Origin of the sequence: Streptomyces sp. NPDC088794 (genome assembly GCF_044750545.1) — a bacterium.
In the GTDB taxonomy this organism is placed as follows: Bacteria; Actinomycetota; Actinomycetes; order Streptomycetales; family Streptomycetaceae; genus Streptomyces.
Genome location: NZ_JBIVKB010000016.1, coordinates 141,000 through 167,470, shown reverse-complemented (window position 1 = coordinate 167,470; position 26,471 = coordinate 141,000). Strand labels below are relative to the sequence as shown.

The window sequence follows — 26,471 nt, the reverse complement described above, 5'->3', positions numbered from 1 at the left end:
TCCCGGAAGCGATCGCTTCCGGGAGCCGCGCGCGGTTGTGGGTCAGGCGGCCTGGTGCGGCAGTTCGGCCAGTAGTCGGGCGAGTGTGTCCAGGTCCTCGGTCACGTTCCGGCCGGCGCCGCGCTCGAGTGACTCGTGGTAGGCGGGCAGGACCGTCTCGTACCGCCCGGCGGCGAGGGCGAGCGTCGACTGGAGCTCGAAGACGCGGGCCATGAGGTGACGGTTGGCCGGCTCCTCGTCGGCCTGTACGGAGCTGAGCTCGTCGACCAGGGCGGAGAGCCGGCCGACGAGCCGGCTCGACTCCACCAGCGTGCGGTAGTACCTGGCCTCCACGGTTCGTCCCGCCTTCATGAGCAGGGCCGTGTAGGTGCTGAGCGCTCCGGCCTCGCCGAGCCCGAGGGCCAGCTCGCACAGGAGACTCCAGGAGTCGACGATCCGCTCGGACCGGTAGCCGGGCGGGCCGACGGGAACGGCGTCGCCTGCGTGGGCGGCCAACAGCGCGAAAGCCGCGCGCAGTTCGTCCTCGGATGCGGACCGACCGTCGAGCCCGTCCCGGACCTGGTAGTACACCCACTTCGGATTGTGCGGCTCCTCGGCGCGGGCCAGCCGGTTCAGCCTGCCGTACAGCTCGCGCTTGCCTCTCTTCTCGATCACCTCCGGCAGATACCCGGAGTGGTCGAAGCGGACGTCGACCTGCACGCGGGCCGGCGCATGGCCGTCCGGGTCGTAGGGGTGCTCGTGGACCCGGCCCCGGAAACGGAACGGGCCGTCCGCCGGCAGGACGCGCTGCGTGTTGGTGTACACCGGGCCGCCGACATCGGCGATCACGGGGGACACGACGAAATCGGAACCGGCGAGCAGGTAACCGAGCACCGACAGCACCCGCCGGAGCCTGCCCGCGTGCGACGGCGCCAGGACCTCGTCGGCGTCCACGTGGCACAGCCAGCCGTCGGTAACCTCGTCGAAGGCGAGATTGCGCTGCCGGGAGAAGTCGTCGGCCCAGGGCGCGGAGCGGATCCGCGCGTCGCTGCGGGCGCGCAATGCCTGCTCGGCGGTGCCGTCGGTGGAGCCGGAGTCGATCAGCAGGCAGTGGTCGACATCGTCGGCGAGTGCGCTCAGACACCCGGCGACGCGCTCCTCCTCGTTCCCGGTGAGTACCACGGCGGTCACCGGGCGGGGCCGGTACGAAACGTACCCGGCCGCCAGCTCCACGGGGTCCGAGGAGGGCAGCGCGGTGTCCGCGAGGTCCAGCGACACGGAGGTGACCAGAGCCAGGTCGGACGCGAGACCGGACTCGGGGATGCCGCCGGGCACAGGGACGAGATCGAGCAGTTCGGAGAATTTCATCGCGGGTGCGGGCTTTCCGGGCGGAGGTCGGTGAAGGGGGCGAGGGTGTGTTCCCGGTCGAACGTGATGTCCTGGATGTGCCCGTGCGAGACCACGACCTTGGTTCCCTTGACGGCGCGGAGCGCGTCCCAGATCCGGGTGATGGTGTCTCGGTCGATGCCGCTGAACGTCTCGTCGAAGAGGTACACACGGGGGGCGTGCAGGACGGCGCGGGCTATCGACAGGCGCTGGATCTGGCCGCGCGAGAGCCCCGCGCCGGTTTCCCGCACCGGCTCGTCCAGCCCCTCGGGGAGGCCGTCGACGACATCCAGGAAGCATGCGACGCGGCACGCCTCGAGGATGTCGGCTGTGCTGTGGGCGACGCCCAGGGTCAGGTTCTCGCGCAGAGAGGCGGTGAGCAGGACCGGGTTCTCCGGGACGTACAGGATGTGGCGTGGCAGCTCGGCCGACGGGACACGGCTGATCTCGGCGCCCCCGAGGGTGACGCTGCCCTGGTAGCCGGGGTGGACGCCCGTGAGCAGAGCGAGAAGGGTGCTCTTGCCCGAGCCGTTCGCCCCTCGCAGCAGCATGCTCGTGCCGTACGGGATGTCGAGATCGAGTCCGGTGACCGTGTCGTGCGGGGCGCCGGGATGGCGGAACCGCAGGGACCTGATCGCGATGTCGGCGGGTTCGAGCGGGGTCAGGGCCTCCTCGGCCGGCAGAGTGAGCCGGGCGTCGTCCCGCTGCAGGACCACGTCCCGGTACCGGCCCAGAGCGGCGGCGGTGCGCTGCACGGTGACCTGGAGGGACGCGACGGAGTCCATGGCGCCGAGGAAATAGCCGGCCATGGTCAGGAACCCGAAGACCTCGCCGACGGTGAGCGAGCCGGAGAGCATCCGGCTGAGTCCGGCCCAGGCCGCGACCACCGTGAAGACGGTCTGAGTGGCCGTCTTGATCACGGAGTTGAGGTTCTCCAGGCGGCCGAGCCGAGTCTCCGAATTCGTGCGGCGCCGCAGCGCCCCGCGCATACGGTCGAAGGCGTAGTCGTGTTTCCCGTAGCCGGTCAACTCCGCATGTCCTCGCAGGGAGTTGAGGGTCTCGGATTTCAGTGTCGCGTCCCGCTGGAGGGCCTCTGCCGCGGCATTTCTGATGTGCGGATAGAGGAACACCGAGCTGAGTACGTTGACCGCGGCGGGCGGGATCAGCAGGAGGAACAGCGCGGGTTCGGTGAGAAGCAGATAGCCGCCGACCGAGAGGACGACACAGACGTCCACGGCCGCCCGTACGGAAGCCGCTGTCACCAGCCCCTGGATCTCCTGCACATCGTCGATCCTGCTGACCAGATCGCCTGCTCTGCGGCTCTTGAAATACCTCGCCGGAAGCCGCAGGAGCTTGCGCAGATAGCGTTCCGACAACTCTCGCTGAAGCGACTGGCTCAATGCCACGATCGCGCGGCCCCGCAGATACTGGATCCCCGCCGCCACCAGGGCGAGCCCGATGAACTCGGCGGACATGACCGCCAGCGCCCGCCGGGAGCCGTCCCGCATCACCCGGTCCATGGCCATCTGGACGAACAGGCTGTTCAGCAGGGCCACCAGGGCTACGACGACGGTGGCCACCAGGATGAGGGAGAGCCGTCCCCGGTGGGCGTGGACCGTCTGCCACACCAGGCCCTGTGCACGGGACTCCCGGAGCCGGGCACCCAACGGCAGCCGTGCCGTGGGCCGTTCGGTGACCAGGGCCTCGCCGTGGAACACCTCGGCGAGCACCTCGGGCGCCATCCGCATCGGACGCTGCAGCAGGGGATCCCCGACGATGAACTGGCCCTTGTCGGTGACGTCGTGGACGACCACGAAGTGCCGGTCGCCGTCCTCGTCCAGCAGGACGATCGCCGGTCCCGCGAGCCGTACGGCCTGCCGCAGCTGATCGGTGTCCAGCCTGAGGAGTTCGCTGTCGACGCCGTAGCCCCGCAGGACCTCCCGGAGCCGGAGCAGGTTGGAGCCCCGCTCACCCAGCCCCGCGGACTCGCGCAGGATCGCCGCGTCGACCACGGTCCCGTGCCGCATGAGCACGGCGCGTGCGCACGCCGGGCCGCAGTCGGTGTCCCCCGACTGATGGGTGTGGTACCTCTGCCACTTCACCGAAGAACTCCTGGCGAGAAAGGGAATGCGCCCGCCTTCGAAAAAGGCGGGCGCCTATCCGTACTACAGCTTGTCGCAGCCCAGCGACTTCCAGAGCTTGTAGTAGTCGCCGTAGCTGCAGGAGAGCGGATTGCCGATCTGCGCGAAAATCCACTCGCACTGGGCTCGGCTCGGCTTCTTGCCCTCACCGGAGGCGGCGGCAGCCTCTTCGTCGGTGAGCGCCGCGAAATTCAGGTCACGCAGAGCTTGAAGGCTCATATTTTCCCCATTTGTTGTCGGTCAGGACCGTTATCGACCCAGGTCAGACCATAGACACGAGTTTCCGGGGCGATCAAGGAGTGCACCCGTGACCATGCTCACTGGATCCTCCTGACCGGAAAGGCCGTCTGACAGAGAAGGGAACTTTCCATCGGCTTCATTGAGCAGACATGCCGAATTCCCCGGTCCGTCCAACGGCCGGGGAATTCGGTTTCGGTCTGGTCTTGCTAAAGCCTTACTTTGCCTCGGCCTTCAGTATCTCCGCCAGTTCCTCGTCCGACTCGCGGCCCGGGGTGGGGAGATTGAACTTGGTGATGGCGAAGCGGAAGACGACGTAGTAGACGACACCGAAGCAGAGGCCCACCAGCATCAGCCCCCACGGGTTGCTCGCGATGCCCAGGTTCAGACTCCAGTCGACCACGCCGGCCGAGAAGCCGAAGCCGTCCTTCATGCCCAGCGACCAGGTCAGCGCCATGGAGACGCCGGTGAGGACCGCGTGGATGGCGTACAGGACCGGCGCGATGAACATGAACGTGAACTCGATCGGCTCGGTGACGCCGGTGACGAAGGACGTCAGGGCGAGCGAGAGCATCATGCCGCCGACCACCTTGCGGCGCTCGGGACGGGCGCAGTGCACCATGGCGAGGCAGGCGGCCGGCAGGCCGAACATCATGATCGGGAAGAAGCCGGTCATGAACTGGCCCGCGGTCGGGTCACCGGCCAGGAAGCGCGCGATGTCCCCGCTCTTGCCGTGGTAGTCGCCCGCCTGCAGCCAGGGGAACGAGTTCAGCAGGTGGTGCATGCCGATCGGGATCAGCGCACGGTTGGCGACACCGAAGATGCCGGCGCCCACCGCGCCCGAACCGACCAGCCACTCACCGAAGTTGTGCAGACCGGTACCGAGAACCGGCCAGATGTAGCCGAAGACTATGCCGATGACCAGGCCGGCGAGGGCCGACAGGATCGGGACCAGCCGGCGGCCGCCGAAGAAGCCGGCCCAGTCCGGCAGCTTGGTGCGGTGGAACCGCTGGTAGAGCAGCGCGACGGCGATGCCCATCACCACGCCGCCGAGGACCTTGGCGTCTGCCGGGGCGTTCACCATGACGACCTTGCCGTCGACGGCGGTCGCCACCTTCGGCAGGTTCTTGTCGGTGAACGTGGCCAGCACGTTCTTGAAGACCAGGTAGCCGACGACCGCGGCGAGCGCCGTCGAGCCGTCCGACTTCTTGGCGAAGCCGATGGCGATGCCCACGGCGAACAGCAGCGGCATGTTGTCGAGGATCGCGTTGCCGCCCGCCGCCATGAACCCCGCGATCTTCGTGAGGAACGTGGGGAAGGACGGGCGGCCGAGCATGTCGGTGTTGCCGAGGCGCACCAGGAGGGCTGCGGCGGGCAGGACGGCCACCGGCAGCATCAGGCTTCGGCCGATGCGCTGGAGTACAGCCATCACGCCGGGGCCCTTCTTCTTCTCGGCCGCGGGAGCGGCGCTGGCCGTGGTCACAACTTCCTCCTGGGAGCACCCCCGGCCGGAGACCGGGGGAGGGCAGGGCGCCGCCCGGGGACAAGGGAAAAGGAGGGCGCCGACGTCGACAGGTCTACACCACTCAGTGGTGTAGACCTGTTGTAACACGGTGAAGGCCGGATAAGGAACCCGCCGTTCCTGCTACTGATCCGCTACGCGCAGTGCCTGTTCACGGGCAGGCGAAGGCCCTCGAACCGCAGGTCCGAGGGCCCAATCGCCGTATGGAATCAGCCCGTTGCCACTGCCCGCTCAGGCCTTGGTGACGTCCTCGCGCTCGTCGTCCGGTTCCCTGCCCGGGGTCTTCAGGTCGAATCTCGTGATCGCGAAACGGAAGATCACGTAGTAGACGACGGCGAAGCACAGACCGATCGGGATGATCGCCCAGGGCCTGGTCGCGAGGTTCCAGTTGATGACGTAGTCGATGAGACCGGCCGAGAAGCTGAAGCCGTCGTGCACCCCGAGCCCCCACGTCACCGCCATCGACACACCGGTCAGCACCGCGTGCACCGCGTACAGCACGGGCGCGATGAACAGGAACGAGTACTCGATCGGCTCGGTGATGCCGGTGACGAACGACGTCAGCGCGACCGACAGCATCAGACCGCCGACCTCCTTGCGGCGGCTCGGCTTCGCGCAGTGCGTGATCGCCAGGGCCGCGGCCGGCAGGGCGAACATCATGATCGGGAAGAAGCCCGAGGTGAACTGGCCCGCGTTCGGGTCGCCCGCCAGGAACATGTTGATGTCGCCGTGCACCACCGAACCGTCCGGCTTGGTGAAGCTGCCGAACTGGAACCAGATGGGCACGTTCAGGAACTGGTGCAGCCCGATCACCAGCAACGCGCGGTTGGCGAGACCGAACACACCCGCACCCCAGGCGCCCGCGTCGCTCAGCCAGTCGCTGAAGTTCTCCAGACCGTCACCGATCGGCGGCCACACCCACAGACACAGCGCCGCGAACACGATCGCGACGAACGCCATGATGATCGGCACCAGCCGGCGGCCGTTGAAGAAGCCCAGCCAGTCCACCAGCTTGGTGCGGTGGAAACGCTGCCAGAAGTAGGCCGACAGCAGGCCCATCACGATGCCGCCGAAGACCCCGGGGTTCTGGTAGGTGAACGCCACCACCGAGTGGTCCACCGTCGCCTGGCAGCCGATGCCGACGATCGCCTTCGCGCCCTGCGGGCAGTCCTCCGGGAACTGGCGCAGCACGTTGAAGTAGACGAGGAACCCCGCCAGCGCCGCCAGCGCGGTCGAACCGTCGGACTTCTTCGCCATGCCGATGGCCACGCCCACACAGAACAGGAGGGGGAGCCCGAGCGTGCCGTCCAGCAGCGCGCCGCCCGCCCCCGCCATCACCTTGGAGACGTTTGTCCAGCCCAGCCCGTCGTCCCCGAACACATCAGGCTGGCCAAGGCGGTTGAGGATGCCCGCGGCCGGCAGCACGGCGATCGGGAGCTGCAGACTGCGGCCCATCTTCTGCAGGCCCTGGAACGTCGACTGCCACCGCCGACGGGCCGGCGTGATCTCGGAGGAGGCGGAGGAGGCGGAGGAGGAGGCACTCATCAGTTGGCGACCGCCTGTCAGGTGGTGTAGACCAGTTCTCGACGATTGGCTTGCTGTAACGCCATCTTTCGGTACGTACGGCGCAATCGCTCAAAAAGTTGGGCCAACTGTGCGTGAGGAGACCGAAATGGCCACCAAGGCAGAGAAGATCGTCGCCGGGCTCGGCGGCATCGAGAACATCGAAGAGATCGAGGGCTGCATCACCCGCCTCCGCACCGAGGTCATCGACCCGGACAAGGTCGACGAGGCCGCCCTCAAGGCCGCCGGCGCCCACGGCGTCGTCCGCATGGGCACCGCCGTACAGGTCGTCATCGGCACCGACGCCGACCCCATCGCCGCGGACATCGAAGACATGATGTGACCTGACGTCACCCCGAGCGGGGCTCCTTTCCCGGTCGGGAGGAGCCCCTTCCAGCTGTGCCGATAGGCTCCTCGCCATGTCTCGAATCGACGGCCGCACGCCCGAACAGCTCCGCCCGGTCACCATCGAACGCGGCTGGAGCAAGCACGCCGAGGGCTCCGTCCTCGTCTCCTTCGGCGACACGAAGGTCTTCTGCACGGCCTCCGTCACCGAAGGCGTCCCCCGCTGGCGCAAGGGCAGCGGCGAGGGCTGGGTCACCGCGGAGTACTCCATGCTGCCCCGCGCCACCAACACCCGCGGCGACCGCGAGTCCGTACGCGGCAAGATCGGCGGCCGCACCCACGAGATCAGCCGCCTCATCGGCCGCTCCCTGCGCGCGGTCATCGACTACAAGGCGCTCGGCGAGAACACCATCGTCCTGGACTGCGACGTCCTCCAGGCCGACGGCGGCACCCGTACGGCGGCCATCACCGGCGCGTACGTGGCCCTCGCGGACGCCGTGGCCTGGGCCCAGGGCAAGAAGCTCATCAAGGCCGGCCGCCAGCCGCTCACCGGAACGGTCTCCGCGGTCTCGGTCGGCATCGTGGGCGGAGTGCCGTTGCTGGACCTCCGCTACGAGGAGGACGTGAAGGCCGAGACCGACATGAACGTCGTCTGCACCGGAGACGGCCGCTTCGTCGAGGTCCAGGGCACCGCCGAGGCCGAACCCTTCGCGCGCGACGAGCTCAACGCCCTCCTCGACCTCGCCGTCGCCGGCTGCACGGAACTCGCTGTCCTCCAGCGCAAGGCGCTTGATACGGTCCTCGAAAAGTAAAGGGCGCACCAAGAAAGGGCGGCCGACGGGGCAACCCGGCCGCCCGCACCGGCGTCCCTACCCATGCGGGCGCACGGCACATCACCGTGCGCCCGACCAGTACACGAGGGCCTTCCGGGCCTGCACACGGGGGCCCTTCCGGGCCTGCACACGAGGGCCCTTCAGGGTCTGCATACGGGGGCCCTTCGGGCCAGAAAAAGGGGAGGGAACACAGCCATGGCCGCAAGCCGCCGTCGCCGTTTCGTCGTCACCGCCGCCGCAGTGGCGGCCCTCGGGTTGACGACCGCGGTGACCACGGGCTGCGACGCCGTCGACAAGGCCCTGGACTGCGTCCAGACCGCCGACGCGATCGCCGACAGCGTCACCTCCCTCCAGCAGGCGGTGGAGAACGCCTCCAACGACCCGACCCAGATCGACGAGTCCCTCGCCTCCATCGACAAGGACCTCGACAAGATCGGTGACAAGACCGACAACACCGACGTCAACAAGGCCGTCGAGGACCTCGGGGACGCCGTCGACAACGTCCGTACGGCGATCAAGAACGGCGACAACACGCCGGACGTCAGCCCGGTCACGGACGCGGCGGGCGAACTGACGAAGGTCTGCACGTCGTAAGGGGCCCGCGTCTGGCGGAATACTGTCCGGCATGACCCGCCTGATCCTCGCCACGCGCAACGCCGGAAAGATCGTCGAACTGAGGGCGATCCTCGCCGCGGCCGACCTGCCCCACGAGCTGGTCGGCGCGGACGCGTATCCCGAGATTCCCGACGTCAAGGAAACCGGCGTGACCTTCGCCGAGAACGCCCTCCTGAAGGCCCACGCCCTGGCCCAGGCCACGGGCCTCCCGGCCGTCGCCGACGACTCGGGCCTCTGCGTCGACGTCCTCAACGGCGCCCCCGGCATCTTCTCCGCCCGCTGGTCCGGCCACCACGGAGCCGACGAGGCCAACCTGAACCTCTTGCTGGCCCAGCTCTCGGACATCGCCGCCGAACACCGCGGGGCCCACTTCGCCTGCGCGGCGGCGCTGGCGTTGCCGGACGGCACGGAACGGGTGGTCGAGGGTCAACTGAGGGGCGTACTCCGCCACACTCCTGCCGGCACGAACGGCTTCGGCTACGACCCGATCCTCCAGCCGGAGGGATACACCCGCACATGCGCGGAGTTGACCCCCGAGGAGAAGAACGCGATCAGCCATCGGGGGAAGGCGTTTCGGGGGTTGGTGCCGGTGGTGCGGGAGTTGTTGGGCTGACGGCAGAAAGCCCGACGCCCTTGGAGCAAAGGCGTCGGGCTACTTTTCCTGTGGGCCCGGTGGGATTCGAACCCACGACACACCGGACCTAAACCGGCGCCCTCTAGCCAGCTGGGGTACGGGCCCGCAGCTTCGCCCACTCTACTGGGAAGTGCGCACCGTCCGCCGTCTGCCTCCCCTGCACCACGTACTCGTGACCGCGTGACAGTTGGGACACAGCAACCGCAGGTTCTCCCGCCGGTCGTCGCTCCAGTCCCCGTTGATGTGATCGATCTCCAGCGTCATCGGCTTGCCGAGCCACTCGGGGCCGACCCCACAACGGGCGCATTCTTCGGCGACACCGACGTCCGACAGAGCTCGCCGTAGGCGCTTGGTCGTCGTCCGGTGTGTGCCGCTGTGCCGGACCAGCACGTCCGCCGAGCACTTGGCGTTCGCTGCCGGTCTGCCTCGTCGGTGGGCCTGACCCAGGAAGTGCGAGGTCGAAATCCCGTGCTCGGCAATCCAGTTGCGCACCTTGGAGCGTTGCGTGCCGTTGCTCGGAAGATCCAGCCGGCGCAGTACTCCAGCGAGTGAGGCCGACTCGGCGACCGCCGCTCGCAGTTCGCTCTCCGTGGGCCGGGAGCGTCTGCCACATGGCCGGAAGTGCGAGATGTCGACGCCGAAGTGGGCGAATCGACCCTCAAGGTAACGGCGGAGGCGTCCGTATGGCCGGGTGCCGAAGTACGCGATGACCTCGTCGATGTCGGCGCACCGGCGGGCTGCTTCGGCCAGGCGCTCGCGGGTGTACTGCGTGCCGCTGGTCATGACGCCCCCTCTCCGGCCTTCCGCTTGCCGCGTCCTCGGTAACTGTCGGTCGTCGAGTGGCAGTTGGGGCACAGAAGCCGCAGGTTCCCGATCCGGTTGTTCCGCCAGTCGCCGTCGATGTGATCGACCTCAAGAGAGAGCGGCTCGCCCAACCACACCGGCTCGATTCCGCACAGGGCGCAGCGCTCGGGCACGTCCCGCTTACGCATCGCCCGCTTGAGACGGCTGCTCGGTACGCGCGTTGCGTGTGCCGACGTGTCCTCGACGAGGATCTCTTCGGCCGTTCGGCGGCGCTGGTTGTACCGCTGCCGTTCCGTGCGGGCCACCGTTGTGAAGTGCGAGGTGTCGAGACCGTACGCCTTGATCCGCCGGGAGATGTTCGTGTGGTGCCCGCCGACCGGCTCGAGCCCGAGCTGCCGTAGCACCTCGTTGACGCTCGTCGAGCGAGCTACCACCGGCTCCAGGACCTCCCGTGTCCACTTGGCCCCCTCGCGCTCGAAGTGCGACACGTCCACTCCGAGCTTCTTCATCCGCTCGTGGATGTACCGCCGCTTCCAGCTCTTCGGATCCACCCCCAACCTCCCCAACGCCTCCGACAACGTCCGAGCCCCCCGAGCCGCCTCCTCCAGCCGCTCTTTCGGATATGCGCTGATCCCCATCGGTCCCCTCCGTCCCCGACCACACGTTCGTGGTCTCGTACGGAGTAACGAACAGCTAATCGGACAGTCACGCCCGGAACGTAAAGCGGCTCGTGCCGGGTCACCCGGTACGAGCCGCTTGTTCAGTACAGGCGTCTTCTCAGATGCCCAGGTCCTTGATGATCTTTGCCACGTGGCCCGTCGCTCGGACGTTGTACAGCGCCCGTTCGACCTTGCCCTCCTCGTCCACCACGATCGTGGAGCGGATGACGCCCATGTAGGTCTTGCCGTAGTTCTTCTTCTCGCCGTACGCGCCGTAGGCCTCGGTGACCGTCTTCTCCGGGTCGGCCAGGAGCGTGATCCTCAGGGATTCCTTGTCGCGGAACTTGGCCAGTTTCTCCGGCTTGTCGGGGGAGACGCCGAGGACGTCGTAGCCCGCGCCGGTCAGCAGCTCCAGGTTGTCCGTGAAGTCGCAGGCCTGCTTGGTGCAGCCGGGCGTCAGGGCGGCGGGGTAGAAGTAGACGATGACTTTGCGGCCCTTGTGGTCCGCGAGGGACACCTCGGTGCCGTCGGCGTCCTGGAGGGTGAAGTCGGGGGCCACGTCCCCGGGCTGGAGTCGCTCACTCATCGGGCCAGCGTAACCGGGGGTCCTGACAGTGCGGCGGCGGGCGGAGCTGACAGACTGTCCAGAACAACGGCACAAACACGCATCAGCTGACTTCGGAGGGCCAACCGTGGCGGACACGTCGGACACCAGAACCCCGGCGCAGATCGAGGCGGACATCAAACGCCGCCGCGACGTGCTGGCCGAGACGCTCGACGAGATCGGGGTGCGGGTGCATCCGAAGACGATCGTCGGGGACGCCAAGGCCAAGGTGGCGTCCACCATCGATCACACCGTCGGCCGCGCCTACGTCGGCGTCAACCGGGCCGTCAGCGACGTGAAGGCGCAGTTCGTCGACGAGGAGGGCGCGCCCCGCCTCGAGCGTGTAGTGCCGGTCGCCCTCGTGGTGGTCGGCGTCGTGGGGCTGCTGGCCTTCGGCGCCCGTCGGCGCAAGCGCTGACCCGGCGGCGTACGGACGCGGCGCGGGCAGGTAGGTTCAGGGCGTGAGCGCCAAAAGAGACGAGACCGGACGAGACGAGCAGCGCACCCACGACGACAAGCTGCCGATCCGGATGCTGCACGACCGGGTTCTGGTGCGGCAGGAGGCCGGTGAGGGCGAGCGGCGTTCCGGTGGCGGGATCCTGATCCCGGCCACGGCGGCCGTGGGTCGCCGGCTGGCGTGGGCGGCGGTCGTCGCGGTGGGGCAGAACGTCCGGACCGTGGAGCCCGGTGACCGGGTGCTGTACGACCCGGAGGACCGCGCCGAGGTCGAGGTGCGGGGCACCGCGTACGTGCTCATGCGGGAGCGTGATCTGCACGCCGTCGCGGCGGACCGGTTCGAGGGGTCCGAGGACTCCACGGGGCTCTACCTGTAGATCTACGGTTCTCAGGGGCTGGTGACCATCGTCACCGGCCCCTTTTGCCGTGCGTTTGCTATGTTCGAAAGGAACCCGACGAGACGCGCCGTACCGGGAGCCGCAGAGCAGTTCGCCGAGCAGCTTGCAAAGACGACGCACCCCCGTTCAGTACGTACGTCTCGGAGGTGCCTGTCATGGCCTGGGTTCTGCTTGTCGTCGCCGGTCTGCTCGAAGTGGGCTGGTCGATCGGGATGAAGTACACCGACGGTTTCACCCGGCTGGTGCCGAGTCTGTTCACCGGCGCCGGGATCGTCGCCAGCATGCTGCTGCTCTCGTACGCCGCCCGTTCCCTGCCCATCGGTACCGCCTACGGCGTGTGGGTGGGGATCGGGGCGGCCGGCGCGGCGGTGATCGGGATGGTGGCGCTGGGGGAGCCGGCCACCGCCGCCCGGATCTTCTTCGTCTGTCTCCTGCTGGTCGCCGTGGTGGGGCTGAAGGCGACCTCCGGGCACTGAGCGGACGCGGCTACTGCTGGCGTCTGGCCGTGCTCTGCGGGCCCGCCGTCGTGCCGACGCTGTTGCCGCCGGTGTCCGTGCCCGTCGTGCCGCCGGTGTCGCCGCCCGTGGTGCCCCCGGTGTCGGTGCCGGCCGTGGTGTCGCCGGTCGTGCCGCCGTCCGTCGTACCGCCGTCGGTCGTGGTGCCGCCGTCGGTGGTCGTGCCGCCCGTGGTGGTGTCGCCGGTGGTTCCGCCGGTCGTGGTGGTGCCGCCGTCGGTCGTGGTGCCCCCGCCGGTGGTCGTGCCGCCGTCGGTCTGGCCCTGGTCGCCCTGGCCGCCGTCGGTGGTGCCGCCGTTGTCCTCGTCGCCGGTGTCCGGGGGCGTGGCCTCCTGGGTCGGCGGGGCGGTCTGTTCGGCGCCGTCCTGGAGCTGGAGGTCGAAGTCGGTGACCTTGTCGCCCTTCTGGGCCGCCTTGGTGAACTGAGCCCAGATCTGGGCCGGCGGGCCGCCGCCGTTGACGCGGTCCAGGCCCATCGCGCCGTAGAGCGGCTTGTGCTTGGCGGTGACCGGGTCCTGGCCCATCACGGAGACCACGGTCGCGAGCTCGGGCGTGTAGCCGGCGAACCAGGCGGCCGTGTCGTTCTCCGCGGTGCCGGTCTTGCCGGCGGCGGGGCGGTCGGCGCCCTGCGCGACGGTCGCGGTGCCGCTCTCGACGACGCTCTGGAGGATCGACGTCGTGGTGTCGGCGGCCTCGCGGCTGACGGCCTGGTGGGGCTGCTCCTTGGGCAGCTCCACCACGTCCTGGCCGTCCTTGGTGATCGAGTCGATCATCGTGTACGTGCCGTGCCGGCCGTGGTTGGCGAGGGTCGCGTAGGCCTCCGCCATGTCGAGGACGCTGGCGGTGGCGGTGCCGAGCGCGATCGACGGATACGCGTTGAGGTCCTGGGTGTCGGAGGGGATGCCGAGGTCGACGGCGGTCTGCTTCACCTTTTCGGGACCGACGTCGACGGCCATCTGCGCGTACACCGCGTTGACGGACTTGTTGGTGGCGGTGCGCACGGTGATGTCGCCGTAGGAGTACTGGTCCTCGTTCTCGGGCGCGTAGGTGCCGCCGGTCCAGCCTTCCACGGGGCGCTTGTTGGTGCCGTCGTAGTAGGTGTTGGGCGTGATCATCTCGCCGTCCTGCGTCTCGGAGTGGTTCTCCACGGCCGAGGTGAACACGAAGGGCTTGAAGGTGGAGCCGACCTGGAAGTCGCCGCGGGTCGCGCCGTTCGTGTACTGCTTGACGTAGTCGATGCCGCCGTACATCGCGACGACCTTGCCGGTCTTGGGGTCGACGGAGGCGCCGCCCGCGCGGACGTAGTTGTCGACCTTGCGGCCCTTCTTGTCCAGCTTGGACATCACCTGGTCGTCGACGGCCTTCACGAAGGCGTCCTGCTTGCTCTTGTCCAGGGTGGTCTTGATGCGGTAGCCGCCGGCCTCCAGCTCGTCGGCGGTGACGATCTTGTTCTTGATGAGGTAGCTCTTGACCGCCTCGACGATGTAGCCGCGCTGCCCGGACAGTCCGGTGGAGACCGTCTGCTCCTTCGGCATCGGGAACTTCAGTCCGGCCCGCTTCGCCTCGGTCAGCCAGCCCTTCTTGACCATGCCGTCCAGGACGTAGTTCCAACGGGCCACGGCCGCCGACTTGTTCTCGGGGTGGGCGACGACGTCGTACTCGCTGGGCGCGTTGACCAGCGCGGCGAGGTAGGCGGCGTGGGCCGGGTCGAGGTCGGTGGCGTCCTGGCCGTAGTAGGCCTGGGCGGCGGCCTGGATGCCGTAGGCGTTGCGGCCGAAGTAGCTGGTGTTGAGGTAGCCCTCCAGGATCTGGTCCTTGGACTCCGTGCGGTCCAGCTTGATCGAGATGAAGAACTCCTTCACCTTGCGGGTGACGGTCTGTTCCTGGCCCAGGTAGTAGTTCTTGACGTACTGCTGGGTGATCGTCGAGCCGGACTGGCGGCCCTTGCCGGTCGCGGTGTTCCAGCCGGCCCGCAGCATCGCCTTGGGGTCGACGGCGGACTCGGTGTAGAAGTCGCGGTCCTCGGCGGCGAGCACGGCGTGCTGGGCGTCCTTGGAGACCTGCGCGAGCGACACGTTCTCCCGGTTGACCTCGCCGTCCCGGGCGAGCTGCGAGCCGTCGGCGTACAGGAAGACGTTGGACTGCTTGGTGGCGAGCGCGTTGGCCGGCGGGATCTTGACCAGGGAGTAGCCGAGGAAGAACAGGCCGACGAGCAGCAGGACGCCGATCACGAAGGTGCCGAGCACCATGCGCCAGGTGGGGATGATCCGCCGCCAGCCGGTGCGCTTGGGCCGCTTCATCTTCTTCTTCCCACCCGTCGGTTCGGCCGCCAGCGGCTCTCTCGGTGCCCAGCCCTCGGTCGGCTGCTGCGGCTCGTCGCTCATGTTGTGCACGGACTCCAATTTCGCGTCATACGTTCCGGTACGACCTTGTACGCGTTCTGCGCCCCCTCTTGAAGACTCTCGCACCATGCGTTCCGTTGCAGATCGCGGCACGCGTCCTGCCCCGAAAATGCGTGGCGTACGTCACCACCTGCGGGCTAGGCTCCTGCGCTTCGGTGTCTTGCGGGCCTGGGAGGTCGTTGACGGTGGGCTCGGGACGGTTGTACGCGGCCGTCGCGGCGGGCGGCTTGAAGCGGTACTCGACGTACCGGGCGGCCACCGCGGCGGGGGTGTTCACCAACACCGTGTTCGGGCTGATCCTCGTGTACACGTATCTGGCGCTGTGGGACGAGCGGCCGCATCTGGGCGGGTACGACCAGGCGCAGGCCGTCACCTACGTGTGGCTCGGGCAGGCGCTGCTCGCGGCGCTGGCGATCGGGGGCGGCGGGGTCGAGAACGAGCTGATGGAGCGGATCCGCACCGGGGACATCGCGACCGACCTGTACCGGCCCGCGGATCTCCAGCTGTGGTGGCTGGCGGCCGACGTCGGGCGCGCCCTGTTCCAGTTGCTCGGGCGGGGCGTGATCCCGTTCGCCTTCGGCGCACTGGTGTTTCCGGTGGCGCTGCCGGGCTCCTGGGTGACCTGGGCAGCGTTCCTGGTGACCGTCGCGCTGGGCATGGTGGTCGGTTTCGGCATCCGGTACCTGGTCGCGCTGCTCACGTTCTGGCTGCTGGACGGCACGGGCGTGACGCACATGGCGATGCTCGTCGGGTTCTTCTGCTCGGGGATGGTGCTGCCGCTGAACGTGTTCCCGGGCGCGCTCGGCGAGGTCGTACGCATGCTGCCCTGGTCGGCGCTGCTGCAGAAGCCGGCGGACGTGCTGCTGGGGGAGGCGGACCCGTGGTCGACGTTCGCCTTCCAGGGGGCGTGGGCGGTGGCGCTGCTGGTGGCCGGGCGGCTGGTGCAGTCGGTGGCGACGCGGAGGGTGGTCGTACAGGGTGGCTGACATCGGCGGTGCGGCCGACGGGCTGCGCACCTATCGCATGATCGCGGCGATGTGGATGCGGTCCACGATGGCGTACCGCGCGTCCTTCGTGATGACGACGTTCGCCAGCTTCGCCGTCACCGGCCTGGACTTCGTGGCGATCCTGCTGATGTTCTCGCGGGTCGACGTGCTCGGCGGCTGGCCGCTGGCCGAAGTGGCCTTCCTGTACGGCCTGTCGTCCGTCGCGTTCGGTCTCGCGGATCTGGCGATCGGCTCGATGGAGCGGCTGGGTCAGCGCGTTCGGGACGGCACGCTGGACACGCTGCTCGTGCGCCCCGCGCCGGTGCTCGCGCAGGTGGCCGCCGACCGCTTCGGGCTGCGCCGCCTGGGGCGCGTCACGCAGGGGGCGTTGGTGCTCGGGTACGCCCTGCTGAGCGTCGACATCGACTGGACGCCGGTGAAGGTGGCGCTGATGCCGGTGATCGTGCTGAGCGGCGCGGGGATCTTCTGCGCGGTGTTCGTGGCGGGCGCGGCCTTCCAGTTCGTGGCGCAGGACGGGTCGGAGGTGATGAACGCGTTCACGTACGGCGGCACGACGCTGTTGCAGTACCCGCCCACCGTCTTCGGCCAGGAGCTGGTGCGCGGGGTGACGTTCGTGCTGCCGCTGGCCTTCGTCAACTGGGTGCCCGCGGCCTATGTGTTGGGGCGCCCGCTGCCCCTGGGGCTGCCGCAGTGGTCGGCGTTCGTGTCGCCGTTGGTGGCGGTCGCCTGCTGCGCGCTCGCGGGAGTTGCCTGGCGGGCGGGTCTCAGGTCCTATCGGAGTACGGGGAGTTAGCGAGCAGACGATGGACCCCTTCATTGAACTCGACCGTGTCGAGAAGGTCTTCGACGTCCGCCGGAAGACCGGTTTCCTCAAACGGGAACGCCGGCAGGTCCGCGCCGTCGACGGCATCTCCTTCACCGTCGCGCGTGGCGAGATGGTCGGCTACATCGGCCCGAACGGTGCCGGGAAGTCGACGACCATCAAGATGCTGACCGGCATCCTCACGCCGAGCGGCGGCCGGCTGCGGGTGGCCGGCATCGACCCCTCCCGTGAGCGCACGCGCCTGGCGCACCGGATCGGCGTGGTGTTCGGGCAGCGTACGACGCTGTGGTGGGACCTGCCGCTGATCGACTCGTACAAGCTGATGCACCGCATGTACCGCATCCCGGACGCGCGTTACCGCGAGAACCTCGACCGTTGTGTCGAACTCCTGGAGCTGGCCGACCTGTTGGACGTGCCCGTGCGTCAGCTGTCGCTGGGGCAGCGGATGCGGGGGGACATCGCGGCGGCGCTGCTGCACGATCCGGAGGTGCTGTACCTCGACGAGCCGACGATCGGGTTGGACGTCATGTCCAAGGCCAAGGTGCGGGGTTTTCTGCGGGAGTTGAACGCCGAGCGGGGCACGACGGTCCTGCTGACCACGCACGACCTCCAGGACATCGAGCAGCTCTGCTCGCGGGTGATGGTCATCGACCACGGGCGCATGATGTACGACGGTCCGCTGGCCGGGCTGCACGAGGTGGGGGAGAGCGAGCGGACGCTGGTGGTGGACCTGGAGCGGGAGCTGCCGCCGATCGAGGTCCCGGACGCGCGGGTGGTGAAGGTGGAGGGGCCGCGCCAGTGGCTGGCGTTCCCGGCGTCGGGCTCGGCGGCGCCGCTGGTCGCGCGGATCGCGGCGGAGTATCCGCTGGTGGACCTGTCGGTGCGCGAGCCGGACATCGAGGTGGTCATCGCCAAGATGCTGCATTCCTTGGGGGACGCGCGCGAATCCGCGCCCGGACCGGCTGATTCACCGCCGGAACAGGCCGAGGAAGCGGTCTCGTAGCCCTTGCCGGAGTGACCTCGTAGGCTGCTGTACATGACCGACGACGCAGTCCCGGAGCTTCGCGCCTCCGACGCCGACCGTGAGCGAGTCTCGGAGATCCTGCGGGACGCCCTCGCGGAGGGCCGCCTCGACATGGAGGAGTTCGAGGAGCGGCTGGAGGCCACGTACAAGGCGCGGACGTACGGCGAACTGACGCCGATCACCCGCGATCTGCCGGCCCCCGGTGTCGCCCCGCCGCCGGTGAACATGGTCAAGGGGCCGGTGCGCGACGGGAGTTGGGCCGGCCGGATCGTCGGCGGCGAGGGTTCGTCGACCTGGGCCGTCGCCGTGATGTCCGGCTTCCAGCGCAAGGGACGCTGGACCGTGCCCAAGCGGTTCAACTCCTTCTGTTTCTGGGGCGGCGGTGACATCGACCTGCGCGAGGCGAACTTCGCGGACCGCGAGGTCGTGATCAACTGCGTCGCGATCATGGGCGGGGTGAACGTGACCGTGCCGCCCGGCGTCGAGGTCGTCGTGCGCGGCATCGGGATCATGGGCGCCTTCGACAGCCGCGAGGACGGCGTGCCCGGCGACCCGGGGGCGCCGCGCGTGATCGTCACCGGCTTCGCCTTCTGGGGCGGCGTCGACGTCGAGCGCAAACTGACCCGCGAGGAGCGGCGCCGCCTGAAGGAGGAGCGCCGCAGGGAGAAGCTGGAGCGCAAGGCCTCCGGCCGAGAGCTGCCGGAATCCGCCCGCGACGACCTGGACCTGGACGACCCGGACGACAGGTACGACGACCACCAGCGCATCCTCGGCCACCATCACCGCATGCTCGACGGCCGCCACCGCGACCCCCGCCGCGAACGCCAGGAGGAACGCCGCGAGCAGCAGGAGGAACGCCGCCGGGAGCGCCGCGAGGAGCGGGACCGGCGACGGTTCGGGGATTACTGAGGCACGGCGACGGCGGGTGCGGGCGCGGCCGGGCGCGCTGGTGCCAGGCTTCGCGGGGCGGTTCGACGCGCGGTGCCGCCGACCGCCGGTGCCCGGCGGCTGAGGGCCGGCGGAGCGCGGGCCTACGGGACTCCGGCGCGCGGCTCCGCGCGTTCCACCGGCACGCCGGCGTCCGAGCAGACGCCTGACCCGCGAGCTGCCCGGCAGGGCTGGTCACAGCTCCGCCGGCGCCGAGCCCTTCAGGTCGTCCAGGTCGAAGGCCGCCGCCATCCGCGCGTACCCCTTGTCGCTGGGGTGGAGGTGGTCGCCGGAGTCGTAGTCGGAGCGCAGCCGGCGCGGGTCGTACGGGTCGCGCAGGGCGCGGTCGAAGTCGACCACGGCGTCGAACACGCGGCCCGAGCGGATCTCCGCGTTGACCTCCTGCCGTACGGCGTCCCGGTCCCCGGAGTAGCCGCGGTGCCCCCGGAAGGGCATCAGGGTGGCGCCGACGACCTTGATGCCGCGGGCGTGGGCCTCCCGGACCAGGGTGCGCAGGCCCTCGACGATCCGGTCCGGGTCGGCGAGCTGCGGGTTGCGCAGGATGTCGTTGACACCGAGGTCGATGATCACGACCTTGACGTTGGTGCGGGAGAGCACGTCACGGGCGTAGCGGTCGAGGCCGCTCGGGTTGTCGGCGGGCCGGCCGAGGCCGCCGGTGAGGATCCGGTTGCCGCTGATGCCCTGGTTGATCACGCTGTAGCGGGGCACGTCCTGGCCGGACCCGACGGCCGTACGCAGCCGCTGCGAGAGGACGTCCGTCCAGCGGCGGTTGGCGTCGTCGGTGGAGGTGATGCCGTCGGTGAGCGAGTCCCCGAAGGCGACCACGGTGCCGTCCGACTCGTTGCTCAGCACGTCCAGCGCGGTCAGATAGCGCCAGAACCCCGTCTGCTCGGTGTACGCGGCGCCGGTGACGTCCTCGGTGAGGTCGCCGTCGGCGACGTAGGAGATCTGGCGTGCGTGCGGGTGGTAGGTGACCGGGCCGGACGCGGTGGGCGAGTACGTGGTGACCAGGACGTCGCCGCCCTGCGGGATCACGATGCGGACCGCGTCGCTCAGCACCTGGCCGCCGGCCGGGATGACGACGGTGGTCGCGCCGCCGAAGGTCAGCCGCACCATCGACTGCGCGCCGGCGGCCGCGCTGCGGCTCCCGGCGGCGACGGCGATCGACGCGTTGGTGAGGGTCAGCGCCGACTGCCCGTAGAGGTTGGACAGCGTGACGCGGGCGCTGGTGCCGCCCACGCTCGCGTGCACGACGTTGCGCACCGAACGCCCGGCCAGACCGACGGTCTCGGTGCCGGGCTCGGCGCCGGCCGGGGACGCGGACCAGGAGCCGACCCAGGTGCCGGTGGAGGCCGGGGCGGCGGAGTTGTGCGGGGTGCGTCCCTGGGCGAGGGCGCTGCGGCCCGCGTGGCCGTCGGCGGTGGCGGCACCGGCGTAGATGGCGGCCGAGATCCCCACGATCAGGGCGACGATCGCCGCCAGCAGGGCGCCGTGCTTCGTGGGGGCCACCCCTGCACCCCCGCCGTTTCGCTTGGCCATGCGGTGCGTGTCTCCTCAGCTGTGATGAGGGGTAGTCGACCAGGACCCCCACTGGGCCGCCGGAGTTCGTCACGAATTCCCCCTCCCGACAGACGGCGGGAACTCCTGTTCCGTTCCGGGAGTCGGTCAGGAAGGGACAATGTGTGCAAGGGATCACGAACGGGTGGAGCGAATGGAACGTACGAATCCGGATGAAGCGGGATCAAGCGACGTCGCCATGAAGCATGCCCGGTCCGCCCCGGCGGATAACCGTGCCGATCCGGCCACGCCCGCCCCGGCCGCCCGCACGATGACGACGTTCAGCCCCGCCGACGAGGAGAAGCGGCGCGGGGTGCGCCGGATGAAACTCACCGCGACCGGGTTGCTGCTCTTCGTGGCCGTCGTCTACGTCCTCGCCAAGTGGGCCTCCCACGAGGGCGCCGGGGTCTGGGCCGACTACGTCGCCGCGGCGGCGGAGGCCGGCATGGTCGGCGCGATGGCGGACTGGTTCGCGGTCACCGCGCTCTTCCGTCATCCGCTCGGCCTGCCCATCCCGCACACCGCGATCATCCCGACCAAGAAGGACCAACTCGGCATCTCCCTGGGCGAGTTCGTCGGGGAGAACTTCCTCTCCCAGGACGTCGTACGACAGCGGCTGCGCGCCGTCGGCATCGGCAGCCGGCTCGGCGTCTGGCTGGCCGACCCCGACCACGCGGACCGGGTGACGGCGGAACTCTCGGCCGCCCTGCGCGGCGCCCTCACCGTCCTGCGCGACTCCGACGTCCAGGCGATCGTCGGCGAGGCGATCACCCGCCGGGCCGACGCCCAGGAGATCGCCCCCGGCATCGGCAAGATGCTGGAGAAGATCGTCGCCGACGGCGGCCACAAGCGGGTCGTCGACCTGATCGTCACCCGCGCGCACGACTGGCTGGTCCTGCACGACGAGCAGGTCATGGACGCCGTCCAGGGCGGGGCGCCCGGCTGGACCCCGCGGTTCGTCGACAAGAAGGTCGGCGAGCGCGTCTACAAGGAGCTGCTGCGCTTCGTCACCGAGATGCGGGACATGCCCTCGCACCCCGCGCGCGGCGCCCTCGACCGCTTCCTGACCGACTTCGCCTCCGACCTCCAGTCCGACACCGAGACCCGCGCGCGGATCGAACGGCTCAAGGGCGAAGTGCTGGGCCGCGGCGAGGTCCAGGACCTGATCGCCTCGGCCTGGACCTCCGTACGCTCGATGATCGTCTCGGCGGCCGAGGACGAGCGCAGCGAGCTGCGGCTGCGCGTACGGGCCTCGCTGCTCTCGCTGGGCGCGCGGATGGCCGTGGACGCCAAGCTGCAGGCCAAGGTCGACGGCTGGGTGGAGGGCGCGGCGGTGTACGTCGTCACCACCTACCGGGGCGAGATCACCTCCCTGATCACGGACACCGTGGCGAGCTGGGACGCCGAGCACACGACGAAGAAGATCGAGGCGCACATCGGCCGTGACCTGCAGTTCATCCGGATCAATGGCACGGTGGTGGGGTCGCTGGTGGGCTTGCTGATCTACGCGGTGTCGCGAGGGCTGGGGGCGTAAAGCGGGCTGGTGGGGGCACTCGGCGAACGTTCCGACGGAGGTTCCGCCGGATGGTTCGCTCGATGAGGAGGGAGCCCATGGCCACCGCTCAGGCCGAAGACGGCCGCATCGTGACCACCAGCATCCCCGCCCGCCTCGACCGGCTGCCCTGGTCGCGCTGGCACTGGACGATCGTCATCGGCCTCGGCACGGTGTGGATCCTCGACGGCCTGGAGGTCACGGTCGTCGGCAACATCGCGGGACGCCTGTCCGAGCCCGGCAGCGGACTGCCGATCACCTCCGGCGAGGTCACGGGCATCGCCGCCGCGCTGTACGTGGCCGGTGCCTGCTCCGGCGCCCTGTTCTGGGGCCGCCTGACCGACCGCTACGGCCGCAAAAAACTGTTCATGATCACCCTGATCGTGTATCTGGCGGCCACCGCCCTGACGGCGATCTCCTTCCAGACCTGGTGGTTCTTCGCCTTCCGCTTCCTGACCGGCTTCGGCATCGGCGGCGAGTACGCGGCGATCAACTCCGCCATCGACGAGCTGATCCCGGCGTTCCACCGCGGGCGCGTCGACTTGATCATCAACGGCAGCTTCTGGGTGGGCGCGGTCTTCGGCTCCCTGCTCTCCATCGTCGCGCTGAACACCGCGATCCTGCCGGCCGACGTGGGCTGGCGCCTGACCTTCGCGCTCGGCGCGGTCCTCGCCCTGGTGATCCTTCTGGTACGACGACACGTGCCCGAGAGCCCACGGTGGCTGCTGATCCACGGCAAGGAGGAGGAGGCGGAACGCATCGTCTCCTCGATCGAGGAGCGGATCGAGGCGGAGCAGGGCGAGCAACTCCCCGCCCCCGAGGGCGAGATCACCATCCACCAGCGCAAGAGCATCAGCTTCCTGGAGATCGGCCGCACCCTCTTCTCCGACTACCGCAAACGCTCGGTCCTCGGCTTCTCCCTCTTCATCGGCCAGGCGTTCCTCTACAACGCGATCACCTTCGGCTTCGGCGCGATCCTGACGAAGTTCTACGACGTCCCGACCGGGAACACCGGCTACTACTTCGCGGTGATCGCGGTCGGCAACTTCTTCGGCCCCCTGCTGCTGGGCAAGCTCTTCGACACGGTGGGCCGCCGGACGATGATCTCGTCGACGTACCTCCTCTCCGGCCTCCTCCTCTTCGGCACGGCCTGGCTGTTCGACCGCGGCTCGCTCAACGCGACGACCCTGACGGCGTGTTGGTGCGCGGTCCTGTTCTTCGCCTCCGCCGGCGCCTCCAGCGCCTACCTCACGGTCTCCGAGATCTTCCCGATGGAGACCCGCGCCATGTCCATCGCGTTCTTCTACGCCATCGGCACGGCCGCCGGTGGCATCACCGGCCCCCTCGTCTTCGCCGACCTCACCGATTCCGGCGTCGTCGGCGACACGACCCTCGCCTTCCAGATCGGCGCGGGGCTGATGTGCGCGGCGGGGATCGTCGCGGCGTTCCTTGCGGTGAACGCGGAGCGGAGGTCGCTGGAGGACATCGCCACGCCGTTGACCGCGGTGGTGGCGAAGGCGGGCGCGGCGGTGAAGGGGGCGGGGAAGCCCGGGAGTTCGGGCGGTTCCGGTGAATCCGGGCCTCCGGGGACGCCTATTGGGGGACGTCCCGCCTGACCCGGTCCCGACGGCGCACCAGAAGCAGGCCTCCGGCGACGGTCGTGAGGCCTGCGGCCGCTGCCCATCCGATGACGTCACCGGAGCCGGTGGTGGCGAGGTCGCCGCTGGAGTTCGGTGAGGCGGAGGGGGCGGCGGCGGACTGGGGGCGGGGGCCGGAGCCGATGTCCGTACCGGAGTTGGCGCCGGATGCGGTGGCCGTCGGGGTCGGCGCGGGAGTCGAGGTCGGTGTCCCGATAGGGGCGGAGGTGCTGCCTGCGGCCGCCGCCTTGTCCCGCGTGAACGCCAGGGTGCCGAAGCCGAGTTGGTCGTAGCCGCCGCTGTTGGGGCCGTAGTCACCGCCGCCGCCCTCGGGGGCGGACTTGGCGGCGATCTGCGTGAGGTAGGTGGCCGAGAGCCCGCGCCGCTTGGTGTAGTGGTTGGCGATCATCGCCCAGATGGGCCGGGTCATACTCGGGTCGACACCGGCCGCGGCGCTCGCGGTCTCGCTCCCCGACCACCCCGCGACGGCACCCTTGCGACGGGTGTTGGGCGTGTACGGCACCTGCCCGCCCATGCTCCACTTCGCCACGTACTGGGCGCCCTTGAGGAACCGGCTGTCGTCGTACCCGTACAGATCGATGCCTTGATTCCAGGCCATCTCGCACACAGTGCCCATCAGCCCGACACCGAGCAGGGCGTGCCCTTGATCGCGCCCGGCCTCCAACCACTCACCAAGCCCGTCCTCGTGCAGCACGGGAATGGCGTTGCGGACGGATCCGAGCCCCGCACCATGCTTGAAGTAGTCGACGGCGCGGGCGACTTGGGCCTTGTCGTCGCAGAAGATGCCGGTGGCGAGGACGCAGGCGACGGCCGTGAGATCCCAGTTGGTCCAGTAGTTGGTGACGACGGCGTCGTTGTGCTTGACCAGGAAGCTGTCGCTGAGCGGCGCGAAGACCTCGCTGAGCATCTCCTGGAACCGGCCCAGCTCGAAGTCCCCGTGATCCCGGACGAGTTCGGAGGCGTTCGCGAATTGGTACCCGTACAGTCCCGCGGCCAGGAACCGGTCGGCTGACCCCTGCACCGAAGTCAGCTTGGCCGACCAGGAGTTGAGGATCGCGACGGCGGTGTCGGCGTGGGCGCTGTCGCCGCCGACGTGGTAGCGCAGGGCGTTCTGGTAGGCGGCGTGGACGTCGTTGTAGAGGGTCGCGTAGTTCTGCGGCGTACCGCTGCCCCGGTAGACGGTGGCCTGGGGGTTCGCCGTCCACCCGCTCTGCGCATGCCGGTTGGCGGTGAGCTTGGCGTACCCGGCGACGTAAGGCGCCTTGCCCGCCTTCACCTTCGCGGCCATACGGGCCAGGTCGGCGCGGGTGTGGAGGAGACCGGGGTGGGCGTAGCCGTCGGCGGCGGTTGAGGGGGTGGCGGTGGTTCCGACGGCGGCGGTCACGGCTCCGGTGCCGGTGGCTTTGAGGAGGGTGCGGCGGGTGAGGGTGCGACGGCTGCTGGGGTGTTGTGTGGCGTGCATGCGCAGGAGACGTACGGGTGTGGGGGCCGATAACGAAAACTGGCGCGGATGTCTCCGCCGATGTCTTCGCAGACGCCGGGAGCCCTACGTCCCGTTGCACGTGGGGGAGCTACCCCCGGCGGTCGGCCACCGCCCACGAGGCCAGTGCCACGGCACCGGCGACGCCGAAGACCGCGGGCCAGGCGCCTACCTTCTTGGCCAGCGGATGCGACGCGGCGAAGGCTGCGACGTAGGCACCGGTCAGCGCTCCGGCGGCCGTCCCGCCGGCCTGCCGCCGCCACTGCTGCGCGGCCGCGGCCCCGGCGACGGCCAGTACGACCCCACCGAGCTCCCGCTTCCGCGTCCAGCGAGCCACGCCGTACCCACCGACAAGCCCGCCCGCGGCGACCACCGCGCTGGGAACCTTGGCCATGCGTGCCTCCTGAGCCTTGCGACCTGAGCCTTGTGACTGCTGTGGCCTGAGGCTAACCCGCGGGCGCCGGGGGTGTGAGGGCGGGGCGTCCAGGAAGCCGGCCTCCGGCTCGCGCCCTCAAGCTGTCCGATCGAGGTGCTCGTCGATGAGCCGGAACGTGACCTCAGGCTGTTCGAGCTGCGGCAGATGACCGGCCTTGGGCACGAGCTCGAACCGCCCGTCCCCGAAGGCGGACGCGTACGCGGCGCCGTAAGCAGCGGTGAAGAGCCCGTCACTCTCGCCCCACACCACCAACGCGGGCTGCCGCACCCGACCGAGCCGGCGCAACAACTTCGGGTCGTGCATGTTGGGTTCACCGGCGAGGACCCGCATGGTCGCCATGTTGGCCTGGCGGGCGGCGAGTTGCTCGGCGGGAACGGTGGCGGGATCGACGTAGAAGCGATCGGGGTCGTGCCAGGTCAGTTCGGCGGCGGCGCGGGGATCGAGGGCGAAGAAGTCGGCGATCGGTTCGCTGTCGACGTACACACCGGCGGAGTTGATGAGCACGACCCCGCTGACACGCTCCTGCTCGACATCCCGTACGGCCATCTCGGCGGCGATCCAGCCACCCATGGACGAGCCGATGACGAGGACGTCCTTCAGGTCGAGGTCCTGGAGGAGGTGGAGGTAGGCGAGGGCGAGATCGTCGATGCCGGTGAGCCAGTCGGGACGGGGATTGCTGTCCCAGCCGGGGTGTACGGGGGTGAGGACGCGGGCGCCGTTCGCGGCGAGGTGCTGGGCGATGCCGGCGACGGTGAAGGGGCCTCCGCCGCCGTGGAGGACGAGGACGGGGCGGCCGTCGGCGGGGCCGGTTTCGGTGACGGTGAGGGGCAGGTCGGGGTACACGGAGTACGCCTGGGAGATGTTCTCTGAGGTCATGCACTCACTCTAACTAAG

The 26,471-nt window shown here is 69.4% G+C and carries 26 protein-coding genes and 1 tRNA gene; 13 read left to right on the top strand and 14 right to left on the bottom strand.

From position 1 onward, the window contains the following. Positions 1–42: 42 nt before the first annotated feature. The 5 genes from ACIP6U_RS37030 to ACIP6U_RS37010 all read right to left on the bottom strand — a co-directional run bounded on the left by ACIP6U_RS37030 (position 43) and on the right by ACIP6U_RS37010 (position 6,810). Entirely contained in the window at positions 43–1,347 is a 1,305-nt protein-coding gene (locus tag ACIP6U_RS37030; RefSeq protein ID WP_401727016.1) for a glycosyltransferase, read from the bottom strand. Then, on the bottom strand, positions 1,344–3,467 hold the full coding sequence (locus tag ACIP6U_RS37025) for a peptidase domain-containing ABC transporter (protein ID WP_401727014.1): 2,124 nt from the start codon (positions 3,465–3,467) through the stop codon (positions 1,344–1,346). Before ACIP6U_RS37025 ends, ACIP6U_RS37030 begins: the two co-directional genes overlap by 4 nt. Before the next feature lie 63 nt (positions 3,468–3,530). Continuing rightward, positions 3,531–3,725 (bottom strand): hypothetical protein, encoded by a 195-nt coding sequence (locus ACIP6U_RS37020; RefSeq protein ID WP_401727013.1) that lies wholly within the window; start codon positions 3,723–3,725, stop codon positions 3,531–3,533. A gap of 235 nt (positions 3,726–3,960) precedes the next feature. Beyond that, positions 3,961–5,226, bottom strand: a complete 1,266-nt coding sequence (locus ACIP6U_RS37015; RefSeq protein WP_401727011.1) for a PTS transporter subunit EIIC — start codon at positions 5,224–5,226, stop codon at positions 3,961–3,963. 270 nt (positions 5,227–5,496) lie between these two features. Next, the gene (locus tag ACIP6U_RS37010; RefSeq protein WP_401727009.1) at positions 5,497–6,810 is read right to left on the bottom strand and encodes a PTS transporter subunit EIIC; all 1,314 of its coding nucleotides are present in this window, start codon (positions 6,808–6,810) and stop codon (positions 5,497–5,499) included. A 127-nt stretch (positions 6,811–6,937) separates the two neighbouring features. Here ACIP6U_RS37010 and ACIP6U_RS37005 point away from each other — a divergent pair, with 127 nt between their 5' ends. The 4 genes from ACIP6U_RS37005 (at position 6,938) to rdgB (ending at position 9,234) form a co-directional block, all read left to right on the top strand. Next, entirely contained in the window at positions 6,938–7,171 is a 234-nt protein-coding gene (locus tag ACIP6U_RS37005) for a PTS glucose/sucrose transporter subunit IIB (protein WP_124000275.1), read from the top strand. 76 nt (positions 7,172–7,247) lie between these two features. Further along, positions 7,248–7,985: a ribonuclease PH gene (gene rph / locus ACIP6U_RS37000; protein WP_401727007.1), complete on the top strand. Its 738-nt coding sequence runs from the start codon at positions 7,248–7,250 to the stop codon at positions 7,983–7,985. Positions 7,986–8,201: 216 nt separating this feature from the next. Next, positions 8,202–8,600: a hypothetical protein gene (locus ACIP6U_RS36995; RefSeq protein ID WP_401727006.1), complete on the top strand. Its 399-nt coding sequence runs from the start codon at positions 8,202–8,204 to the stop codon at positions 8,598–8,600. 31 nt (positions 8,601–8,631) lie between these two features. Beyond that, positions 8,632–9,234 carry an RdgB/HAM1 family non-canonical purine NTP pyrophosphatase gene (gene rdgB, locus ACIP6U_RS36990; protein ID WP_401727005.1) on the top strand — a complete coding sequence of 201 codons (603 nt, stop codon included), beginning with the start codon at positions 8,632–8,634 and terminating at the stop codon, positions 9,232–9,234. 51 nt (positions 9,235–9,285) lie between these two features. On the opposite strand, the gene ACIP6U_RS36985 is transcribed toward rdgB, so the two are convergent. The 4 genes from ACIP6U_RS36985 to bcp form a co-directional block, all read right to left on the bottom strand. Then, a tRNA-Leu gene (locus tag ACIP6U_RS36985) sits at positions 9,286–9,360 on the bottom strand. A gap of 15 nt (positions 9,361–9,375) precedes the next feature. Further along, entirely contained in the window at positions 9,376–10,038 is a 663-nt protein-coding gene (locus ACIP6U_RS36980; RefSeq protein WP_401727003.1) for an HNH endonuclease, read from the bottom strand. Then, positions 10,035–10,697, bottom strand: coding sequence for an HNH endonuclease (locus ACIP6U_RS36975; protein WP_401727001.1), 663 nt, complete (start codon positions 10,695–10,697; stop codon positions 10,035–10,037). Before ACIP6U_RS36975 ends, ACIP6U_RS36980 begins: the two co-directional genes overlap by 4 nt. Before the next feature lie 139 nt (positions 10,698–10,836). Continuing rightward, a complete protein-coding gene (gene bcp, locus ACIP6U_RS36970; protein ID WP_401726999.1) occupies positions 10,837–11,304 on the bottom strand; it encodes a thioredoxin-dependent thiol peroxidase in 468 nt (155 codons plus the stop codon). 106 nt (positions 11,305–11,410) lie between these two features. Between bcp and ACIP6U_RS36965 the strand changes: the two genes are divergently transcribed. From ACIP6U_RS36965 to ACIP6U_RS36955, 3 genes are all read left to right on the top strand, one after another. Continuing rightward, a complete protein-coding gene (locus tag ACIP6U_RS36965; protein WP_401726997.1) occupies positions 11,411–11,740 on the top strand; it encodes a DUF3618 domain-containing protein in 330 nt (109 codons plus the stop codon). A gap of 43 nt (positions 11,741–11,783) precedes the next feature. Further along, positions 11,784–12,155: a GroES family chaperonin gene (locus ACIP6U_RS36960; RefSeq protein ID WP_401726995.1), complete on the top strand. Its 372-nt coding sequence runs from the start codon at positions 11,784–11,786 to the stop codon at positions 12,153–12,155. A gap of 176 nt (positions 12,156–12,331) precedes the next feature. Beyond that, positions 12,332–12,652 carry a DMT family transporter gene (locus ACIP6U_RS36955; protein WP_401726993.1) on the top strand — a complete coding sequence of 107 codons (321 nt, stop codon included), beginning with the start codon at positions 12,332–12,334 and terminating at the stop codon, positions 12,650–12,652. A 10-nt stretch (positions 12,653–12,662) separates the two neighbouring features. On the opposite strand, the gene ACIP6U_RS36950 is transcribed toward ACIP6U_RS36955, so the two are convergent. Then, on the bottom strand, positions 12,663–15,074 hold the full coding sequence (locus tag ACIP6U_RS36950) for a transglycosylase domain-containing protein (RefSeq protein WP_401726992.1): 2,412 nt from the start codon (positions 15,072–15,074) through the stop codon (positions 12,663–12,665). Positions 15,075–15,271: 197 nt separating this feature from the next. Here ACIP6U_RS36950 and ACIP6U_RS36945 point away from each other — a divergent pair, with 197 nt between their 5' ends. Genes ACIP6U_RS36945 through ACIP6U_RS36930 form a run of 4 tightly spaced genes read left to right on the top strand, consistent with a single transcriptional unit; the run spans position 15,272 to position 18,855 of the window. Next, a complete protein-coding gene (locus ACIP6U_RS36945; protein ID WP_401726990.1) occupies positions 15,272–16,078 on the top strand; it encodes an ABC transporter permease in 807 nt (268 codons plus the stop codon). A 37-nt stretch (positions 16,079–16,115) separates the two neighbouring features. Further along, positions 16,116–16,892, top strand: a complete 777-nt coding sequence (locus tag ACIP6U_RS36940) for an ABC transporter permease (protein WP_401727191.1) — start codon at positions 16,116–16,118, stop codon at positions 16,890–16,892. Between the two features lie 10 nt (positions 16,893–16,902). Beyond that, positions 16,903–17,925, top strand: a complete 1,023-nt coding sequence (locus tag ACIP6U_RS36935) for an ATP-binding cassette domain-containing protein (RefSeq protein WP_401726988.1) — start codon at positions 16,903–16,905, stop codon at positions 17,923–17,925. Positions 17,926–17,958: 33 nt separating this feature from the next. Next, entirely contained in the window at positions 17,959–18,855 is an 897-nt protein-coding gene (locus ACIP6U_RS36930; protein WP_401726987.1) for a DUF1707 domain-containing protein, read from the top strand. Positions 18,856–19,068: 213 nt separating this feature from the next. On the opposite strand, the gene ACIP6U_RS36925 is transcribed toward ACIP6U_RS36930, so the two are convergent. Further along, positions 19,069–20,433: an SGNH/GDSL hydrolase family protein gene (locus tag ACIP6U_RS36925; protein ID WP_401726985.1), complete on the bottom strand. Its 1,365-nt coding sequence runs from the start codon at positions 20,431–20,433 to the stop codon at positions 19,069–19,071. 139 nt (positions 20,434–20,572) lie between these two features. On the opposite strand from ACIP6U_RS36925, the gene ACIP6U_RS36920 reads away from it, so the two are divergent. Then, positions 20,573–21,985, top strand: a complete 1,413-nt coding sequence (locus tag ACIP6U_RS36920; RefSeq protein WP_401726983.1) for a DUF445 domain-containing protein — start codon at positions 20,573–20,575, stop codon at positions 21,983–21,985. Positions 21,986–22,062: 77 nt separating this feature from the next. Further along, the gene (locus ACIP6U_RS36915; RefSeq protein ID WP_401726982.1) at positions 22,063–23,619 is read left to right on the top strand and encodes an MFS transporter; all 1,557 of its coding nucleotides are present in this window, start codon (positions 22,063–22,065) and stop codon (positions 23,617–23,619) included. Here the strand turns inward: ACIP6U_RS36915 and ACIP6U_RS36910 are convergent. The 3 genes from ACIP6U_RS36910 to ACIP6U_RS36900 form a co-directional block, all read right to left on the bottom strand. After that, positions 23,597–25,123, bottom strand: coding sequence for an alginate lyase family protein (locus ACIP6U_RS36910; RefSeq protein WP_401726981.1), 1,527 nt, complete (start codon positions 25,121–25,123; stop codon positions 23,597–23,599). The two genes, ACIP6U_RS36915 and ACIP6U_RS36910, sit on opposite strands and share 23 nt — an antisense overlap. Before the next feature lie 109 nt (positions 25,124–25,232). Beyond that, positions 25,233–25,535, bottom strand: a complete 303-nt coding sequence (locus tag ACIP6U_RS36905; RefSeq protein ID WP_280881900.1) for a hypothetical protein — start codon at positions 25,533–25,535, stop codon at positions 25,233–25,235. A gap of 117 nt (positions 25,536–25,652) precedes the next feature. After that, positions 25,653–26,453, bottom strand: coding sequence for an alpha/beta fold hydrolase (locus tag ACIP6U_RS36900; protein WP_401726979.1), 801 nt, complete (start codon positions 26,451–26,453; stop codon positions 25,653–25,655). Positions 26,454–26,471 lie beyond the last annotated feature (18 nt).

What these genes read in the sequence shown, in the direction of transcription:
- ACIP6U_RS37030 (WP_401727016.1), bottom strand. Translation starts at nt 1,347, where the DNA reads ATGAAATTCTCCGAACTGCTCGATCTCGTCCCTGTGCCCGGCGGCATC.
- ACIP6U_RS37020 (WP_401727013.1), bottom strand. Translation starts at nt 3,725, where the DNA reads ATGAGCCTTCAAGCTCTGCGTGACCTGAATTTCGCGGCGCTCACCGAC.
- ACIP6U_RS37010 (WP_401727009.1), bottom strand. Translation starts at nt 6,810, where the DNA reads ATGAGTGCCTCCTCCTCCGCCTCCTCCGCCTCCTCCGAGATCACGCCG.
- ACIP6U_RS37005 (WP_124000275.1), top strand. Translation starts at nt 6,938, where the DNA reads ATGGCCACCAAGGCAGAGAAGATCGTCGCCGGGCTCGGCGGCATCGAG.
- rph (WP_401727007.1), top strand. Translation starts at nt 7,248, where the DNA reads ATGTCTCGAATCGACGGCCGCACGCCCGAACAGCTCCGCCCGGTCACC.
- ACIP6U_RS36995 (WP_401727006.1), top strand. Translation starts at nt 8,202, where the DNA reads ATGGCCGCAAGCCGCCGTCGCCGTTTCGTCGTCACCGCCGCCGCAGTG.
- rdgB (WP_401727005.1), top strand. Translation starts at nt 8,632, where the DNA reads ATGACCCGCCTGATCCTCGCCACGCGCAACGCCGGAAAGATCGTCGAA.
- ACIP6U_RS36980 (WP_401727003.1), bottom strand. Translation starts at nt 10,038, where the DNA reads ATGACCAGCGGCACGCAGTACACCCGCGAGCGCCTGGCCGAAGCAGCC.
- ACIP6U_RS36975 (WP_401727001.1), bottom strand. Translation starts at nt 10,697, where the DNA reads ATGGGGATCAGCGCATATCCGAAAGAGCGGCTGGAGGAGGCGGCTCGG.
- bcp (WP_401726999.1), bottom strand. Translation starts at nt 11,304, where the DNA reads ATGAGTGAGCGACTCCAGCCCGGGGACGTGGCCCCCGACTTCACCCTC.
- ACIP6U_RS36955 (WP_401726993.1), top strand. Translation starts at nt 12,332, where the DNA reads ATGGCCTGGGTTCTGCTTGTCGTCGCCGGTCTGCTCGAAGTGGGCTGG.
- ACIP6U_RS36950 (WP_401726992.1), bottom strand. Translation starts at nt 15,074, where the DNA reads ATGAGCGACGAGCCGCAGCAGCCGACCGAGGGCTGGGCACCGAGAGAG.
- ACIP6U_RS36940 (WP_401727191.1), top strand. Translation starts at nt 16,116, where the DNA reads ATGATCGCGGCGATGTGGATGCGGTCCACGATGGCGTACCGCGCGTCC.
- ACIP6U_RS36935 (WP_401726988.1), top strand. Translation starts at nt 16,903, where the DNA reads ATGGACCCCTTCATTGAACTCGACCGTGTCGAGAAGGTCTTCGACGTC.
- ACIP6U_RS36930 (WP_401726987.1), top strand. Translation starts at nt 17,959, where the DNA reads ATGACCGACGACGCAGTCCCGGAGCTTCGCGCCTCCGACGCCGACCGT.
- ACIP6U_RS36925 (WP_401726985.1), bottom strand. Translation starts at nt 20,433, where the DNA reads ATGGCCAAGCGAAACGGCGGGGGTGCAGGGGTGGCCCCCACGAAGCAC.
- ACIP6U_RS36920 (WP_401726983.1), top strand. Translation starts at nt 20,573, where the DNA reads ATGTGTGCAAGGGATCACGAACGGGTGGAGCGAATGGAACGTACGAAT.
- ACIP6U_RS36915 (WP_401726982.1), top strand. Translation starts at nt 22,063, where the DNA reads ATGGCCACCGCTCAGGCCGAAGACGGCCGCATCGTGACCACCAGCATC.
- ACIP6U_RS36910 (WP_401726981.1), bottom strand. Translation starts at nt 25,123, where the DNA reads ATGCACGCCACACAACACCCCAGCAGCCGTCGCACCCTCACCCGCCGC.
- ACIP6U_RS36905 (WP_280881900.1), bottom strand. Translation starts at nt 25,535, where the DNA reads ATGGCCAAGGTTCCCAGCGCGGTGGTCGCCGCGGGCGGGCTTGTCGGT.
- ACIP6U_RS36900 (WP_401726979.1), bottom strand. Translation starts at nt 26,453, where the DNA reads ATGACCTCAGAGAACATCTCCCAGGCGTACTCCGTGTACCCCGACCTG.